We start from the raw sequence: 15,982 nt of genomic DNA on the forward strand, positions 1-15,982 counted from the left end.
CGTTCCCTGACCACCCGAGCAGGCCGCCATGAACAGGCCTCACGCGCTCCGCTTTCCGATCCACCTATTCCTGAGAGAAGACGCCATGAAATTCACTTTCCCGACGTTGCGCCGCGGGCTCGCTGTCCCGCGCATGGATGGCCGCAAGATCTGCGGCGCGTTGTTGACGGCCTTGACGGTGTCCACCGCGATGTCTGCCACGATCACGGTGGACCCCACGGCGGCCGACGACGCCAATGCAGGCGACGGCAAGTGCTCGCTGCGCGAAGCCGTCATGTCCATCAACGCAGGCGGCTCCATGGGCGACTGCGTGGCCGATGTCACTCAAGCCTTCGGCACCAACGACACGATCGTGATGCCTGCGGGTACGTACACGCTGTCGCGCCAGGGCATCGACGAAACCTACAGCGACGCCGACCCGGGCTCCCCCGCGAGCGTTCCCGTGGTCGTGAACACACCCGACGCCAGCCGCGGAGACCTCGATCTGCAGAAGAGCCTGCGATTGGTGGGGGCCGGTGGTGGGGCCACGGTGATCCAATGGGATGCGGCCCTGGTGGGCGACCGCGTCCTCCATGTGGTGGCCGACACAGGCACCGTTGACGTGGTGCTGGACGGAGTGGACGTTCGGGGTGGCACGCCGCGCGAGGTCGACATCAAAGCCGGCCCGGCATCGACCTCCGGTTCCCTGGAAACCCGCTACTACCTGCGGCGCGCAGGTGGCGGCATTGCTGTCGGCCCCGCCGCATCGATCGTTCTGGTGGACCCGAATGTCACCGGATCGACCAACTCGGGTGGACGTGGGGGCAGCAAGCGACCGGGTGGCGGCGAGGAAAGCGGGGCCACGTACTCGCTCAAGCTCAATGGTGTGACCGTGTATGACAACAATGCCCAGGGCGACGGTGGCGGCATCTACACGGCAGGCGCCATGACGATGACGCGCAGCACCGTGCGCAACAACGTCGGCAGCACCAACGGCGGAGGCATCTACAACGAGGGGAACACCACCCTGCTGGAATCCACCGTCCGCGACAACAAGGCCGAGGGTGGGGGCGGCTTGTTTGCCACGGGGAGCAACACGGTCGGCATCGCCGGATCGACGTTCAACGGCAACGAAGCGGTGGGCGGTGGCGCCATCAGCGCACGCGCGGGCGTGACACTGAAGATCGTCAACACCACGATCAGCGGCAACAAGGGCACCGACGTCGGCGGTGGCCTGTACACCAACGGATCGGCTCAGTTGCTCTTCGTCACCATCACCAACAACCTCGCGGGGGCCGATTCAAGCAACGCCGGGTCCGGCATCAACCTCTTTCCATCCAGCAGCGGCGGCAGCACGGTTTCATTGAAGAACGTCATGCTGTCGGGGAACCGCAAAGGCTGGACCGTCGGCATGGACGACACCGCCATCGCGGCGCTGCCATCGGCCAACTGTGGCGTGACGGGCAGCGGCTTGCCTGTGAGTTCGCAAGCGTCGAACCTCAGCAGCGACGCCAGCTGCGACACCTGGCTGACGAGCACCAGCGACAAGAAGGCGATCGACCCCAGGATCGGCGTGCTCACCGACAACGGTGGTCCCACGCTCACGCACGCGCTGCTGGACGGCAGTCCGGCGTTGGGCGCCGGCACCGCCGACACCGAAGCGCTCAAAGACCAGCGCGGTATCCAGCGCGACGCCACCCCGGACATCGGCGCGTTCGAGTCGCCCACGGTCGCAGCGCCCACGCCCGAGTCGACGGTGGTGGACGAAGGCGGCGGCTGCACGATGGCCAATGGTCGGCGCCCGATCGACCCGGTGTTGCCCATGGTGGCCATGTTGGCCGTGCTCGCGCTGCTGCTGCGCCAACGCCTTCGCCCGGCCCGCAACCGCTGAGATCGTCCGCCCCCACGCGATGCAGGTTCGTCCGTGTCAACCGAAACAGTCCCCCCGCCATCAGGCCCCAAGCGGACGACCCGGTGGGCCCTCCTCCTGCGCGACGCCGGTCTGAACCGCCCCATGGCCCACTGGACGCAAGACATGCACTGGCGTGCGGCCTTGTGGTCGGCGGTCCCGGTGTGGCTGGGCCTTGGCCTGCTGGTCGGCGCCTCCCTGCGCGCGCCGGTCAGCGCCACGGCCTGGCTGTCCCTGGTGGTCGTGCAACCGCTGCTGGAAGAGGTGACGGTGCGAGGCCTGGTCCAGGGCGCTTTGTCGCAGTGGAATGGCCGGTGGGAGCGTCGCCTGCGAGTGGTGCCGGTGAGCCAGGCCAATCTCGTCACCACCGCCCTGTTCGTCGCCTTGCACCTCAACAACCAACCCTGGCCATGGGCCTTGGCGGTGGCGCTGCCGTCGCTGCTCCTGGGCCACATACGCGAGCGTTTTGGCAGCGCCTGGCCATGCGTGCTGGCGCATGCGCATTTCAACGCCGGCTTCGGGGTGGCGGCCTGCCTCGCCGGATAAACGCCTGCAGTGCAGATGCCGCCCTTTTTTGAAGGCCAACGGAGTCAGATATGCCGCATTTCCACGACCCAAAGGGGCCCTGGTGGCCTCGCCTCTCGATCATCGCAGGCTCGATCGTGGCATCCCTGATCGGCGCCTGCGGCGGCGGCGGCGGCGTCGATGCAGGCCTACCCCCACCGGCGCCGGCGCCGGCGATGATCACGACCAGCACGCCATTGACGCTCAGCGATTTCGGCTCGGGCGACAAGCCCAAGATCCAGCGCGCAGGTGATGGCACCCTGGTCGTCATCTACGGCGACGCAGCCGACAACAGCCGCCTCGTGTACGACGTCCAGGCCCAGGTCGAACGCCCTGCGCGGGACATCTATGTGAAAACATGCAAGCCCGATGCTTCGGCCGTGCCCGTGAAAACCTGCGATGACCTGGTCGACTGGTCGGCAGCGACGAACCTCTCCCAGTCGTCCGACAAGAGCAGCATCGCCACCGAATGGCAGGGTCCGTCGTCCCCCGGCCTCAAGGCCTATCCCGGCGATATCGACAAACCCACCGTCAAGACGAGCGGGCCGGTGATGGTGGTGACCTGGGTCAGCAAGTACTGCCCCGATGGCGATCTGGGCACCGCCGGCATTCAGGCCCCTGTTCAACGGGCCCTGCGCTACCCCGAACGCGACGGCCGTGTCATTCCCTTCGCCTGTGCTTGGATGGTCCACTCCCTCAACAACGGTGGCAGCTGGAGCGCGGCGGTGCAACTGAGCACCGGCCTGCGTGACGCAATCCAGGACTCCAGCAGCGGCACCTTCAACACCGACACGCGGAGGGGCCAGGTGAACGCGTCCTGGCAGGAAGACCCGCAGGGGCTGCGACTCGGCGGGGGCGATGGTCCCGGTGACGGCGCCTCGGGCGCCGACGTCAACGGTGGCACGGACATCTGGTACACCAGCGCCACGATCGATCTGTCCGTGCCATCCACGCCCGCCGACGACTTCGACCTCGCCGCCCCCGTGCGCCTGACGGACAACTGGCAGGGCCAGTACGGCCTGGCGGACCAGAGCCATCCTGTGGTCGACGGCATGGGCGCCAGCGTGGACCCCGCGCAGATCGAGACTGGCGTGGTCGGCGCCTCACGCCCCAATATCGGCATGGTGAGCAACACGGCCATCGTTGCCTACGAAGAAACCAAGGGCCCCGAAGGGCCGAACGCCGGCAAGTTCGTGCGATACCACGCTTTCCCCTTCGCCGAGCCCGCGGCCACGGCGGCCGACAAAGCTGGCTGTGTCATCAGCCATCCGCTCAAGAACGCGCGCCGTGTCCGATTCCTGACACAGAGTCCCGCCGACGCGGGCACGGGTGGCATACAGATCGCGGTGTTCTGGAAGGAAGGCATCTTCGACAAGGGCGGTCCGTCCGACATCGTGGTCCGCCGTGGCATGGGAGGCCTTCAACCGGGGGACATGGCGCCCGCCGTGGCCCCGGCGTGCGCCACCTCCGACTACGCCACCGCGATGGGATTGAACAATGCGCCGGCCGAAAACATCAGCAGCCGCAGCCCCCAGCTGACCATGGCCGACAACGGCCTTGGCGACGGGACCGAGACCAACGCCAGCGAAAACGCATTGGCGCACCGAGGCGTGCTGCGAGGGAGCGATCTGTGGATTGGATACTCGTACACGGGTGACCTTGCCAAGCTCCCGCTCCAACTCGAGAACTACAACTTCTGGATCCGCAAATACACCTTTGCTGGTGGCAGCGGCACCTGGGACCTGCCCCGCAATGTCACCAACATCACCGACAGACGCATCAATGTGCGCGAGCCTCGTCTGTTCGGCACGCCCAAGGGCAGTGCGGCCTCGTGCCCCAGTGGGCGGCCCGACGATCCAACCACCACCGACCCGACCGCTTGCCAGAACACGAACGTGATCTACGTGGCCTGGGGCACCCAAGAAAACCTTGCCCCCGACGTCTCCGGTGGCGGGGCGAACCTGGGCATCTTCATCACGGCCAGCATCGATGCGGCACGCAACTTCTACCCGCCCGTCCAATACTCGGTGGCGGCGGGACGCCTGTTCGACGACGACGAATCGGCGTATGAATCGCAGGTGGTGACCCGACCCGACGGCGGACGCTTCTACGGTGTGTGGAACCAGGCCGACGCCACGGTGCAGGTGGCGCCCGGTGTGGCCAAGACCGTTGCCGAGTACGGCAGCGGCAGCCTCACCGCGATCGTCAGTCCGTAGAGTCGGGGGCCGCTCCACGCAGAAGCCGCGCCCCGTTACGCGGCGGTCAATCGCTCACAGCAGGTTCGCGCTGCGCGCGGCCGCCTCGATGCCCTTGTAGTTGTCCGCCTTGGTGGGCACGAAGCGGGTGGCGCGCTGCAGGTCCAGCACCTCCTTGCCTTGCGGCGTGGCGCGGTCCAGCTTGAGCAGCGCGGCGGCGAGCTTCTCGCGCTGCGCGGCGGGCATGTCGGCGTGCACCGACCAGTTGTAGTCGTAGTACGGCGGGGTGGTGAAGATCACGCGCACCTTGGTCGTGTCGACCTTCTTGTCGGCCACGAACTTCTCCCACACCGAGATGTTCAGCGCCCCGCCCTGCACCTTGCCCGAGGCCACGGCCGCGATGGTGGCGTCGTGCGCGCCGCTGTAGGCCACGCGGCCGAAGTCCTTCTCGGGGTTGATGTTGGCCTGCAGCAGGAAGCTGCGCGGCATGAGGTGGCCCGAGGTGCTGCTCTGCGAGCCGAAGCTCACGTCCTTGCCCTTGAGGTCGGCCAGCGACTTCACGGCCGGGTCGCTGGAGATGAAGACCGAGCGGAACTTTTCGTCTTCCTCGCGCTGCACCAGCGGAATGATCTTGCCGCCCGAGCGCACATTGGCCTGCACGAAGGTGAAGCCGCCGAACCAGGCCATGTCCACTTTCTTGTTCACCAGCGCCTCCACGGCGGCGGCGTAATCGGTCACCGGCGTGTACTCCACCTTCATGCCCAGCGCGCCCTCGAGGTACTTCACCAGCGGCGCGGCCTTGCGCGCCAGCTCGGTGGGCGATTCGTCGGGGATGGCGGTGACGCGAAACACCTGCTGGGCCTGCGCGGCGGCGGCGATCAGGCCGACGCCCAGCACAAGGGCGTTGCGAAAGCGGTGGAGCGGGGAAAGGCGGGTCATGGTGGTTTCCTGATGAAAGGAGGAAAGGATTCAAGGAAGCGGCAACGGGCGCGGCCTTGCGAGAAAGGAAGGCGGCATGCCCTGGCGGGGTCCGGCGCGCGGGCGGCGCATCGGACCGCGAATCCTAGTCCACGCGGCATCCGTCAGGCCGTCGACCGACTGCCTTGCAACAAACGGAATGGCGGACGTTACGCAGATGGCCGCGACCCCGCGCCGTCCACTGACCCACCGCCCCATCCCTCAATGAAACGCAGCAGCGCCGCCATTTCGAATCCCCAGCCCACCGGGACAAGCCACCAGACAAGGTTCAACGGATCGACACAAAAGCCTGCTGAATCGCCCCCCCCGCTGACTGCGGCCAGCGCTGGCCAGCGGGTCATGGACATCCTCAACACCGCCGCATCCAGCGCCTGTGAGCTCTCCCCCTTGTTTCGCGAAATGAACAAACAAGGGATACGTGAACTGAAATTGAGCGGCCAGCTCGGCGAAGAGGGTTATGCCGCGCTGCTGGAGCTCTTTTCGTTCCATCAATACCTTCTGCGCAATGAGGTCAACGCGCTGGATTTTTCACACATGGAACTTCCGCAATTGAGCTCACTGCTGAAGCTGTTCGAAGAACAAGCGCAGCTGGAATCCATCGATTTTTCTTATGTGGGTTTTCCGGCCACAAAGGGGTCGACAACGCAAAAGCCTTCTCTTCAGGTCAGCCATCTCGCCGCCATTGCCAGGATCGTTGAAAACAGTGGCGGCCTGAAGCACCTGAGCCTGAACGGTGCCAGGCTCATGGGCAGCGACAAGCCCAGCCATCCGCTGATCTACTTCAGAGACGCGCCGCTCTTCAAGCTGTTGAGCGCCTGCGCGAAGGCGCCCCGGATGGAGCGCCTGGAATTGCGCGATTGCCACCTCACCGAACGCGACCTGGACAACCTCCAGCGTGTGCTCGACCAACCAGCAAAGGACGGCGGCCTCAAACCACTCGGCGCACTCAAGTCATTGGAGCTGAGTGGCGACCAGCAGGCCGGTCTCTACCAATGGAAGCACTTCTTCAGGAGCCTCGCCCGGCATGCCCACCTGCAAACACTGTCGCTGCCGGACGGGGTGGCCCAATACGTGCAAGCACAGTCTGCGCAAGTGCGGCAGGAAATCGCGCGAGACATTGCGAGCTGCCCCCAGCTGGCAAACCTCGCACCACCGGCATTGGCCAACATCCCGGAAATCTGGCAGGCCATGTTGAAAGGCCATGCGAAACAGCAGCAGGAGCTGCTGCAGAACGTGGCGCTGATCGCTCGAAGCTACCCCGGCATGCACAACGTCGCGCTGGGGCTCACGCTCCAGGCCGTGAACCAAGAGCTGGCGCTGGACCCCGACAACCTACCGAAGAAGCTTGACTTCCCCCCTGCCCAAAAAGATTTCAAGATGCCGGTCTATTCGCCCACCACCACGGGCGCCCTCCACAACAGCTGAGGCCCGGCCCTCACCCCGGCCATTCGCCCAGCAGCTCGTCCGGCGAAGGCTTGTGAAACTTCGGCTGGCCCACGCCCACCGGCGTGCCCAGCACCATCCAGCCGACCAGGGTTTCGCCGGGCCGGCAGAAGGCCGACATCACGGCCTCGGCGCGCACCTTGCTGCCCGAGAGCATCTTGCCGCCATAGCCCAGCGCGTGAGCTGCCGTCAGGAAGTTGGCGAGCGCGCCGCCCAGGGCGATCCACTGCTCATGCACCGTGGCCACCGGGTGGCCGGCGTCGATGCGCGCGACCACGGCCACCAGCAGCGGTGGTTCGGTGGCGCGCCCGCGGTCGCGCCGCGCCTGCTCGGCGGGCTTGCCCTGCGCCAGGGCCACGGATTCGAAGAGGTCGGCCAGGCGCTGCCTGGCCTCGCCACGCACCACGGCGAAGCGGTAAGGCACCAGGCCCGCGTGGTCGGGCGCGCGCAGCGCGGCGGCGGCCATGCGCCGCAGATCCTCGGGCGGGGGTGCGGGCTCGCGCAGGTACTTGGTGCCAACCGACAGGCGCGACAGCAGAGGCTCGAGCGGGTCGGCGGGCGCGGGATCGCGGGGGATGTTCATGGCGGCGGGCTGTGCGGTGGGTGTGTCAGAACACGAGTGTGCGCCAACGCAGGTCGCTGGCGCGGGCCATGAACTGCACGGCACCGCCGCGGTCGGTGCATTCGGGAATCAGGTCGTCGGGAGCGATCCCCTGCGCGTGCAGCGCGTCCGTGCAGGCGAAGAGGCGCGCGCCGTGCCCGACGGCCTCGCGCAAGGCCTGGCCCACGGTCTTGTCGTGGCGCGGACTGGCGCGCAGGCCGTCGGCCACGCCCGGCACCAGCAGGTACACGCTGCGCGCGCTGAAGTAGATCTCCACCGGGGTGTCCATGGCGGCGGCCGCGGCGGCGTAGAAGAACGGCGCCACCAGCCGGTGCGGCGCCTCGGGCTCGGCAGCCCAGAGGAGGATGGCGATGCCGGCGGCCTCGTGCGGGTCAGGCATGGCCATCGATTTCGATGCGGTAGCGGCGCGCGTGTTCGGCCATCGCGGCCCACACGGCATCGCCGCTGACCAGCGCGGCGGCTTCGGTGTCCAGCGCCGACGGCCGCAGGCGTGCGATCCAGCCCTCGCGGTAAGGGTCGCGGTGCACGCGCTCGGGCCGCTGCGCGAGCGCGGGATTGGTCTCGACCACCGTGCCCGACAGCGGCGCCTTCACCGAGACGATGGACTTGGCCAGTTCCACCACGCCGAGGGCGCGCCCCTGCTCCACCGCCGTGCCAACAGGCTTGGCGCGGCACATGTAGACCTCGCCCGAGAGCCGGATGCCCAGCGAGGTGATGCCCACCGTGACGAGGCCGGGCGCGTCCACGCGGGCCCAGACCTGGTGCTCCACGAGATACAGCAAGTCGGCAGGGAAGTCAGGGGTGAAGCGATCCAAGTCCAACCCCAGGTTCAAAAAACGGTGGCGGAAGAGAATGGGAGTCGAACCCACCCGGCGACGCATGGCGCCACCCACCGGGTTTGAAGCCCGGCCGGCCCACCAGGGCCGTTTCCCTTCCTTGAAACGTGCCGGACGGCCCGCCTCGAAACCTGCGGCGCCATCATATCGGCGCTTGCGCAAACAGCTGACTGTCGGCGCGCAGCCAATGCACGTCACCCACACGGCGCAGCAGGCCGATGCGGTCGAAGTGCTCCAGGATCTGGATGGCGCGCTTGCGGCCCAGGCCGGTGGCGTCGCGGAAATCAGCCGCCTGCACCTGGCCGCCGTGCGCGGCGGCGGTGTCGCGCACCAGGGCGGCCAGGCGCGCCATGGTGGCGGGAGGGTAGTACAGGTCCTTCACCACCTGGTGCAGCTCGCCGCGCTGCGACAGGCGCGCCAGCGTCACGCGCATCAAGGCCTCCGACTCTTTGGCGTCGCGCGCCAGATCGCGCACCCAGGCGCCATCGAATCCGGCCTCCAGCAGCGGCTGCGCCACCTTCTGCGCCAGCCGCTCCTCCACCGCCGACAGGTGCACGCCGTGTTCGGGCAGGTGCACGAAGGCGCCGCGCTGCCTCAGCGCGCCCTGCGCGATCCCACGCGCCAGCAACGCGCGCCACAGGGGCTCGGGCAGGCGTGGCAGGGCCAGGCGGCGCAGGCGCGCGGCGTCGGGACCCAGCTCGTCGGGCTGCTTGTGGTGGTAGGCGGCCAGGGCTTCGTGCACGCGCCGCGCGGCCTCGGCGGCGTGGCTTTCGTGCAGCAGGTGCTCGGCCTGGGCCTCGTGCTGACGCAGCGGGCCTTCGCCCCGCCCGGATGTGCTGGTGTCGACCCCACAGCCCTGCGCGGCGGCGAAACGGCGCAACTCCAGACCCTGCGGAGACACCGCCAACAAGGCGGCCAGGCGCTCGCCCACGGTCGCCTGGGACAGGGCCTGCAGTTCGCTCAAGCGCTGCGGCGTGCGCCGGTAGCGCACGGGGGCCAGCGGGTCGAGCACCGTGCCACCGGCCAGCGTACGGCTGGCCGCCGCGTCGCGCAGCACCACGCGATCGCCGTGCCAGGCGCCGGCGGGTTCGCGCAGCACGATCTGAACCAGCGCCGAGCCTCCGGGCTCGACCACCGCCGGCTCCAACACGGCCACGCTGCCCATCACCGACTGCGAGCCGATGTGCACATGCACCGGCGTGCCTGAGCGCAGCGCGCGCGGCTCGCCGTGCCACAGGTTCAGACGGGCGTCGAAGCGGTCGGTGGCCAGGGCGGCCCAGGGCGCGACCAGCCACTGCCCGCGCTGGACCTGTTCGCGCTCCACGCCCGCGAGCGCCAGGGCGCAGCGCTGGCCGGCCGAGGCTTCCGGCACCGCACGGTTCTGCGCGTGCACGCTGCGCACGCGCAAACTGCGGGTGCCTGGCACCAGGCGCAGCTCATCGCCCACGCGCACGGTGCCCGCGTGCACGGTGCCCGTGACCACCGTGCCGGTGCCATCGAGCACGAACACGCGGTCCACGGCGAGGCGGAACGCGTCGAGCCGGCGCGGGTGCTCGGCCGCGCGCGCGGCGGCATCGAACAGGTGCTGTTTCAAGGTCGGCAGGCCTTCCCCGGTGTGGGCGGACACCGGCAGCACCGGGGAACCGGCCAACGGCGTCGGCGCGATCAGGGCCCTCGCCTCCTCCACCACCGAGGCCACACGCGCGGCGTCGGCGCGATCGCACTTGGTGACGGCCACGGCGCCGCTGGACAGGCCCAGCAGGCTCAGCACCGCCAGGTGCTCGTGCGTCTGCGGCATGACGCCATCGTCGGCGGCCACCAGCAGCAGGGCGTGGGCGATGCCGGTCGCGCCGGCCAGCATGGTGTGCACCAGGCGCTCGTGGCCGGGCACGTCGACGAAGCCGATGCGCCGGCCGTCGGAGGTGTCGAGAAAGGCATAGCCCAGTTCGATGGACACGCCGCGGCGCTTCTCCTCGGGCAGCCGATCAGTGTCCACGCCAGTGAGCGCGCGCACCAGCGTGGTCTTGCCGTGGTCGATGTGGCCCGCGGTGCCGACGATCATCCGAACATGTCCTCGAACTTGAGGCCGGCCCAGCGAAAGTTCTCCTGCACGAGTTCACCGCTGCGCTGGTTGACGTCGATCTGCGTCTGCTCGATCACGCCCTTGTCGTTGAGCCTGTAGTCAAACTGCACGCTGATGGCTTCGCGCGGCTCGCCATTGACCATCATGTAGCAGAGGTTGTCGGGCAGCACGGTTTGGGGCGCGCGGCCGGCGATGCGCTCGGCGATGTAGCCCGCGACGATGTGGCCATGCTTGTTGGCCACGTGGGCGCTCTTGGGATAGAAGGCGAAATGCGGCGAGACAAAACCCACCGCGTCGCCAATGACGTAGACGGCCGGGTCGCCCTTGAGGTGCAGCATCTGCGGATCGACCTCGGCCCAGCCGGTGGGCTTGCCCTCGCTGTTGCGGCCGATGGTGTCGGCCTTCCAGGCCAGGTCGCCCGCCTGGTGTGGCGCCATGAGCACCGCATGGTCGAACCGCATGTCGCCCGCGTCGGTCTTGATTTCCTTCTTGAAGGGGTCGATGGACTGCACGTGCGCGTTCGGCACGTAGGTGATGAAGTCCTTGTAGAGCTCGCTGAAAGCGGCGCGGAAACCAGGGCCGATGGGGCGCACGCCGTCCTTGTGGTCCAGTATGGTGACCTTGCCCTTGATGCCGTTCTTCTTGAAGTACCAGGCCACCATGCAGGCGCGCTCGTAGGGCGACGGTGGACAGCGCTGCGGCGGGGGCGGCAGCGTCATCACCCAATCGCCGCCCTTGAAGTTGTGCAGGGCCCGCTTGAGCGCGAAGTGCTCGGCGTTGCCGATGTAGGCCGCCGGGAAACGCGCGCGCGTGGCATCGGCGATGCGGCGGTCGTTGCCGAACCAGGCCTCGTAGTGGTAGCGGATACCTGGGGCCAACACCAGGTAGTCGTAGTCGAGCGCGCCCAGCGAGGTGACCACGCGCTGGACGCCGCGGTCCACCTCCAGCACCTCGGCCTGGATGAAGCGGTAGCCGTGCCGCTCCGACACGCGCAGGTAGTCGTGGGTGATGAAGCTCGTGTCGACCATGTCGACCAGCCACTTGTTGCTGATGGGGCAAGAGAAGAACACCGGGTTGCGCTCGATCAGCACGACCTCGGCCGCGGGCGCCAGCTGGCGCAGGTACTTGGCCGTGGTGAGGCCGCCCCAGCCGCCACCGCAGACCACCACGCGCGGCGCCCGGCCCTTGGGCAGCAGGGTCTGCGCGGGGCTGCCGATGAAAAAGGGCAGCGCGGGCTTGGCCGCTGCGCCTCCGGTGCTGGCGCAGCCCGTGAGCAGCGTGGCGGCGCCAGCGCCGGCGGCGGTGAGGAAGTGGCGGCGATCGAGGGTCATGCGACAGGCTCCTGGGGTGTTCGGGATCGGTCTTGAAGGGGGTGACAGCGGCAGGCGTCAGGCCAGCGCATCGCGCAGCGCGGGCAACTGGTGCAGGAAAGGCGCGCTGTCGTCCAGACAGCGCAGGTCGAGCAGCAGGCGGTCATCGGCGATGCGGCCGATCACGGGACGCGGCAGCGCGCGCAGCGCCGCGGCGAGTTCGTCCAGGGCGCGGCCAGCGCCCTTCTTCTGCGCCGGCGCGATGGCCAGGCCGGCCGACGGCAGCCGCTCGACCGGCAGCGAGCCCGAGCCGATCTGGCCCTGCAGATCGAGCACCGACGCCACGAAGCGCGGTGCCACCGCCGCCTGCAACGCGGCCAACAGACCCTCGGCCTGTTCGCGGATGGCCTGGGCCGGACGCGTGAGCAGGCGCAAGGTGGGCAAGTCCTGGGTCAAGCGCTCGGGCCGCCGGTAGAGCATCAGCGTGGCCTCCAGCGCGGCCAGCGGCAGCTTGCTCATGCGCAGCGCGCGCTTCATGGGGAACTGGCGGATGCGGCCGATGGCCTCGCGCGTGCCGACGATGAGCCCGGCCTGCGGGCCGCCGAGCAGCTTGTCGCCGCTGAAACTGACCACGTCGCAGCCGGCGGCGAGCTTCTCGCGCGGCGTGGGCTCGTGCGGCAGGCCCCAGGCCGACATGTCGACCAGCGCGCCGCTGCCCAGGTCGGTGGCCATGGGCAGGCCGCGCGCGTGCGCGATGCGCGCGATCTCGCCCTCGTCCACTGAAGACGTGAATCCCTGCACCGCGTAGTTGCTGGTGTGCACCTTCATCAGCAGGCCGGTGCGTTCGGTGATCGCCTGCGCATAGTCGCGCGGGTGGGTGCGGTTGGTGGTGCCCACTTCCACCAGCGTGGCGCCAGCGCTGACCATCACGTCGGGCATGCGGAAGGCGCCACCGATCTCGACCAATTCGCCGCGCGAGACGATCACCTCGCGCCCGCGCGCCAGCGCGGCAATGCCGAGCAGCACGGCCGCCGCGTTGTTGTTCACCACCGTGGCGGCCTGAGCGCCGGTGAGCTCGCACAGCAACTCCTCGACCACGCTGTCGCGGTCGCCCCGGCCGCCGCTGGCCAGGTCGTACTCCAGGTTGTTCGGGCCGGCCATCACGGCCAGCAGGTGCTGCAGGGCGGCGTCGGCCAGCAGGGCGCGGCCCAGGTTGGTGTGGATCACGGTGCCGGTGAGGTTGAGCACGGTGCGCAGGCGCGGCGCCAGGCGTTCGGCCACGCGCGCCTGGATGGCCCGCGCGACGGCATCGGGCGCCAGCGCGGTGGCGTCCAACGCGCCCTGCCGCGCGGCTTCGCGCAAGCCGTCGACGGTGGCGCGCACCTCGCCGGCCACCAGGGGTGTGGCCGTGTTCATCGGCGAGCGCGGCCACGGCCGGCCAGCGCAGCACTCGATCGATCGAGGGGAGGTCTTGAGGGTTCGCCGGGTTCTTCGCCTGGGAACCGTCGACGACGGATTCGGTCAGGCGGCCCATCATCGACTCCCTGGTGGCGAGCCGTCTTCGAGCAGGGGCTCGGGCTCGCCGAACAGCAGCATGAAGTTCACGCCGTGGCGCTCTTTGCCGGTCTCGGCCACCAGGAGGTCCAGCGTGAGGCTGGCGAGGTCGTCGGCCACCGGGTCCACGAAAGGGTCGCGGTCGGAGTGCACGATCTTGAGGTAGTGGCCGCAGTCCTCGCAAGTCTCGGCCTGAACCTTGGCCGACGCGGCGCGCGAGGCGCTGGCCTCCTCGCCACCCTCGCCTTCGGCGAGATCGAGCGACTGGTAGCTCAGGCCCTTGGCACCCAGGCAGTGCGGGCATTGACCGCGCACCATGTGCCATTCGAGGTTGCACAGCGAGCAGTGCAGGTAGCGCTGGCCCAGCGACTCGCCAGCCGTGCGCGTGACGCTCGCGGCGGGCCGGCTGCCGCAGCAGGGGCAGACAGTGGCATCCTCGATACGGCCGACCGGCGCGCCCTGTCCCTGGTGCAGGCCCTGAACAGCGAGCAGCAAATGCGTCCAGTAGACCTGCAGGGCTGCGCCCACGACGGGCGCGGCGCCCAGGTCCAGTCCGGTGGCCAGGCCGTTGAGCAGCAGGTCGGCCTGGCGCTCCAGAAACACCTCGTCGGCACCGGCGAGTTCGCGCAGCGCGGACCGCGCGGCCTCGGGCGCGCGCTCGGCCAAGGCGGCGGCCAAGCGATGCGCCACGGCCCGCCAGGACGGATCGCGCGGCCAATCGGTGGCCGGCAACGGCGGCAGGCCCGCGCGCGCGGCGCGGTCCACGCCCGCCGCGTCGGGCAGCGCCACGGCGGGCATGGCCTGCAGGGCCTGGTGCTGCTCGTGCGTCAGTTCGGCCATGAAGCGCAGGTAGTCGCCCAGACTGTGGCCACCAGCCAGCTGGCGCAAGCGCATCTCTCGCTCGGCGAACAGGGTGGCGCGTTCGGGCCAGCGCAGGAAAGGGGTGTCCCCGCCGCCGCGCGCGGCGATCTCCTCCGGGGACATGACGCGCACGGTCGCGCTGTTGCTCATCGGCTCTTGCTCACTTCCTCGTGCCATTGGGGGTGGTTCAGGCGCGCCCAGCTCTCGGTCACGGTGCCACGCGTCATGGCGCGCATCGTGCCCTTGACCCAGATCGCCGCGTAGACGTGAACGATCACGGTCAGCACCAGCACCACGGCGGCGATCGCGTGCAGCAGCACGGCGACGCGCATGAAGCCGATGCTGAAGTACGGCGCGAACCACGGGCGCCAGAACATGAAGCCCGTGACCACCAGCACCAGCAGGCTCAGCGCCATGAGCCAGAAGACCAGCTTCTGCCCGTAGTTGTACTGACCCGCCGGTGGCATGCCGGCCTTGTCGCCCCTCAGCATGCGACCGGCGTGCCGCCGCCATTCGCGGTCCTGGGCGCCAATGAGGTTCTGCCGCCAAAGCCTGAAGAACAGACCGAGGAAGCCGACCACCATCAACACGCCCAGGAAGGGGTGCAGGATGCGCGCCCATGGCCCGCCACCGAACAGCTGGCTGAAGAAGAACAGGCTCGGGTGGAAGAAGGCCAGGCCCGAGAGGGCCGCCAGAAAGAACATGATCGCGATGAACCAGTGGTTCATGCGCTCGCCGTCCTTGTAGCGCTGGATGAGACGCTGGCTCATTTCACGTCCTCCTTCTCGGCCGGGTCCTTCTCTTCGATCGGGCCCACCTTCATGTAGTGGAAAAAGCCAGCCACCGCCGCGCCGAGCACGGCAGCCACCGCGAGCGGCTTGGCCATGCCCTTCCAGAGCGATACCAGCGGGCTGATCGTCGGGTCCTTGGGCAGGCCCTCCAGCTCGGGCCGGTCGGCGTGCTTCATCACATACATGACGTGCGTGCCCCCCACCCCTTGCGGGTTGTAGAGGCCGGCGTTCTGGAAGCCGCGCTCCTTGAGCTCACCCGCGCGCTTCTCGCCATAGGCCACCATGTCGTCCTTGGTGCCGAAACTGATGGCGCCCGTGGGGCAGGTCTTCACGCAGGCCGGCTCCAGGCCCACGCCCACCCGATCGGAACACAAGGTGCACTTGTAGGCCTTGTTGTCCTTCTGGCTGATGCGAGGGACGTCGAAAGGGCAGCCCTTGACGCAGTAGCCGCAACCGATGCAGTTCTCGCTGATGAAGTCGACGATGCCGTTGGCGTACTTCACGATCGCGCCGGGCGACGGGCAGGCCTTGAGGCAACCCGGGTCCTCGCAATGCATGCAGCCGTCCTTGCGGATCAGCCATTCGAGGTTGCCCTCCTGGGGCTCGACCTCGAAGAACTTCATTACCGTCCAACTGGTGGGCGTGAGGTCCACCGGGTTGTCGTAGACACCGATGTTGGTGCCGACCTCGTCGCGCAGGTCGTTCCAGTTCATGCAAGCCACCTGGCAGGCCTTGCAGCCGATGCACTTGGACTCGTCGATGAGCTTGGCCAGCGCCGGCGCGCTGGTGCGCACCTGCGGCGTGGGCGTGGTGGTGGCCGAGCGGGCGACCACGTCGAGTGATTGCAGGCTGGCCAT

The 15,982-nt window shown here is 68.6% G+C and carries 13 protein-coding genes, 1 tRNA gene and 1 pseudogene; 4 read left to right on the top strand and 11 right to left on the bottom strand.

The genetic code is table 11. The annotated features are described in order from the left end of the window. Positions 1-85: 85 nt before the first annotated feature. The 3 genes from JNX00_RS14230 to JNX00_RS14240 all read left to right on the top strand — a co-directional run bounded on the left by JNX00_RS14230 (position 86) and on the right by JNX00_RS14240 (position 4,668). Positions 86-1,870 (top strand): choice-of-anchor Q domain-containing protein, encoded by a 1,785-nt coding sequence (locus tag JNX00_RS14230; protein ID WP_204742676.1) that lies wholly within the window; start codon positions 86-88, stop codon positions 1,868-1,870. Between the two features lie 123 nt (positions 1,871-1,993). Further along, positions 1,994-2,434: a JDVT-CTERM system glutamic-type intramembrane protease gene (gene mrtJ / locus JNX00_RS14235; protein ID WP_204742677.1), complete on the top strand. Its 441-nt coding sequence runs from the start codon at positions 1,994-1,996 to the stop codon at positions 2,432-2,434. Between the two features lie 50 nt (positions 2,435-2,484). Further along, a complete protein-coding gene (locus tag JNX00_RS14240; protein ID WP_204742678.1) occupies positions 2,485-4,668 on the top strand; it encodes a choice-of-anchor O protein in 2,184 nt (727 codons plus the stop codon). A gap of 54 nt (positions 4,669-4,722) precedes the next feature. On the opposite strand, the gene JNX00_RS14245 is transcribed toward JNX00_RS14240, so the two are convergent. Continuing rightward, complete coding sequence (locus JNX00_RS14245; RefSeq protein ID WP_204742679.1) at positions 4,723-5,586, bottom strand: putative selenate ABC transporter substrate-binding protein; 864 nt, start codon at positions 5,584-5,586, stop codon at positions 4,723-4,725. Between the two features lie 243 nt (positions 5,587-5,829). Here JNX00_RS14245 and JNX00_RS14250 point away from each other — a divergent pair, with 243 nt between their 5' ends. After that, the gene (locus JNX00_RS14250) at positions 5,830-7,050 is read left to right on the top strand and encodes a hypothetical protein (protein WP_204742680.1); all 1,221 of its coding nucleotides are present in this window, start codon (positions 5,830-5,832) and stop codon (positions 7,048-7,050) included. A 10-nt stretch (positions 7,051-7,060) separates the two neighbouring features. On the opposite strand, the gene JNX00_RS14255 is transcribed toward JNX00_RS14250, so the two are convergent. The 10 genes and pseudogenes from JNX00_RS14255 to fdxH all read right to left on the bottom strand — a co-directional run bounded on the left by JNX00_RS14255 (position 7,061) and on the right by fdxH (position 15,982). Beyond that, the gene (locus JNX00_RS14255; RefSeq protein ID WP_204742681.1) at positions 7,061-7,651 is read right to left on the bottom strand and encodes a nitroreductase family protein; all 591 of its coding nucleotides are present in this window, start codon (positions 7,649-7,651) and stop codon (positions 7,061-7,063) included. 25 nt (positions 7,652-7,676) lie between these two features. Beyond that, positions 7,677-8,069: a DsrE family protein gene (locus JNX00_RS14260; RefSeq protein WP_204742682.1), complete on the bottom strand. Its 393-nt coding sequence runs from the start codon at positions 8,067-8,069 to the stop codon at positions 7,677-7,679. Then, the gene (locus JNX00_RS14265) at positions 8,062-8,472 is read right to left on the bottom strand and encodes a glycine cleavage system protein H (RefSeq protein ID WP_239478147.1); all 411 of its coding nucleotides are present in this window, start codon (positions 8,470-8,472) and stop codon (positions 8,062-8,064) included. Before JNX00_RS14265 ends, JNX00_RS14260 begins: the two co-directional genes overlap by 8 nt. 58 nt (positions 8,473-8,530) lie before the next feature. Continuing rightward, positions 8,531-8,626: transfer RNA gene (locus tag JNX00_RS14270), tRNA-Sec, on the bottom strand. A 42-nt stretch (positions 8,627-8,668) separates the two neighbouring features. Then, complete coding sequence (gene selB, locus JNX00_RS14275; protein ID WP_204742684.1) at positions 8,669-10,588, bottom strand: selenocysteine-specific translation elongation factor; 1,920 nt, start codon at positions 10,586-10,588, stop codon at positions 8,669-8,671. Next, positions 10,585-11,940 (bottom strand): FAD/NAD(P)-binding oxidoreductase, encoded by a 1,356-nt coding sequence (locus JNX00_RS14280; protein ID WP_204742685.1) that lies wholly within the window; start codon positions 11,938-11,940, stop codon positions 10,585-10,587. Before JNX00_RS14280 ends, selB begins: the two co-directional genes overlap by 4 nt. A 57-nt stretch (positions 11,941-11,997) precedes the next feature. Beyond that, positions 11,998-13,453: pseudogene (gene selA / locus JNX00_RS14285) on the bottom strand (L-seryl-tRNA(Sec) selenium transferase). Beyond that, positions 13,453-14,484, bottom strand: coding sequence for a formate dehydrogenase accessory protein FdhE (gene fdhE, locus JNX00_RS14290; RefSeq protein WP_204742686.1), 1,032 nt, complete (start codon positions 14,482-14,484; stop codon positions 13,453-13,455). The pseudogene selA and the gene fdhE overlap by 1 nt, the downstream one beginning before the upstream one ends. Then, positions 14,481-15,104 carry a formate dehydrogenase subunit gamma gene (locus JNX00_RS14295; RefSeq protein ID WP_204742687.1) on the bottom strand — a complete coding sequence of 208 codons (624 nt, stop codon included), beginning with the start codon at positions 15,102-15,104 and terminating at the stop codon, positions 14,481-14,483. The genes fdhE and JNX00_RS14295 overlap by 4 nt, the downstream gene beginning before the upstream one ends. Next, positions 15,101-15,982: a formate dehydrogenase subunit beta gene (gene fdxH / locus JNX00_RS14300; protein WP_204742688.1), complete on the bottom strand. Its 882-nt coding sequence runs from the start codon at positions 15,980-15,982 to the stop codon at positions 15,101-15,103. Before fdxH ends, JNX00_RS14295 begins: the two co-directional genes overlap by 4 nt.

Origin of the sequence: Hydrogenophaga sp. YM1, assembly GCF_016903055.1 — a bacterium.
GTDB classification, from domain to species: Bacteria; Pseudomonadota; Gammaproteobacteria; order Burkholderiales; family Burkholderiaceae_C; genus Hydrogenophaga; species Hydrogenophaga borbori.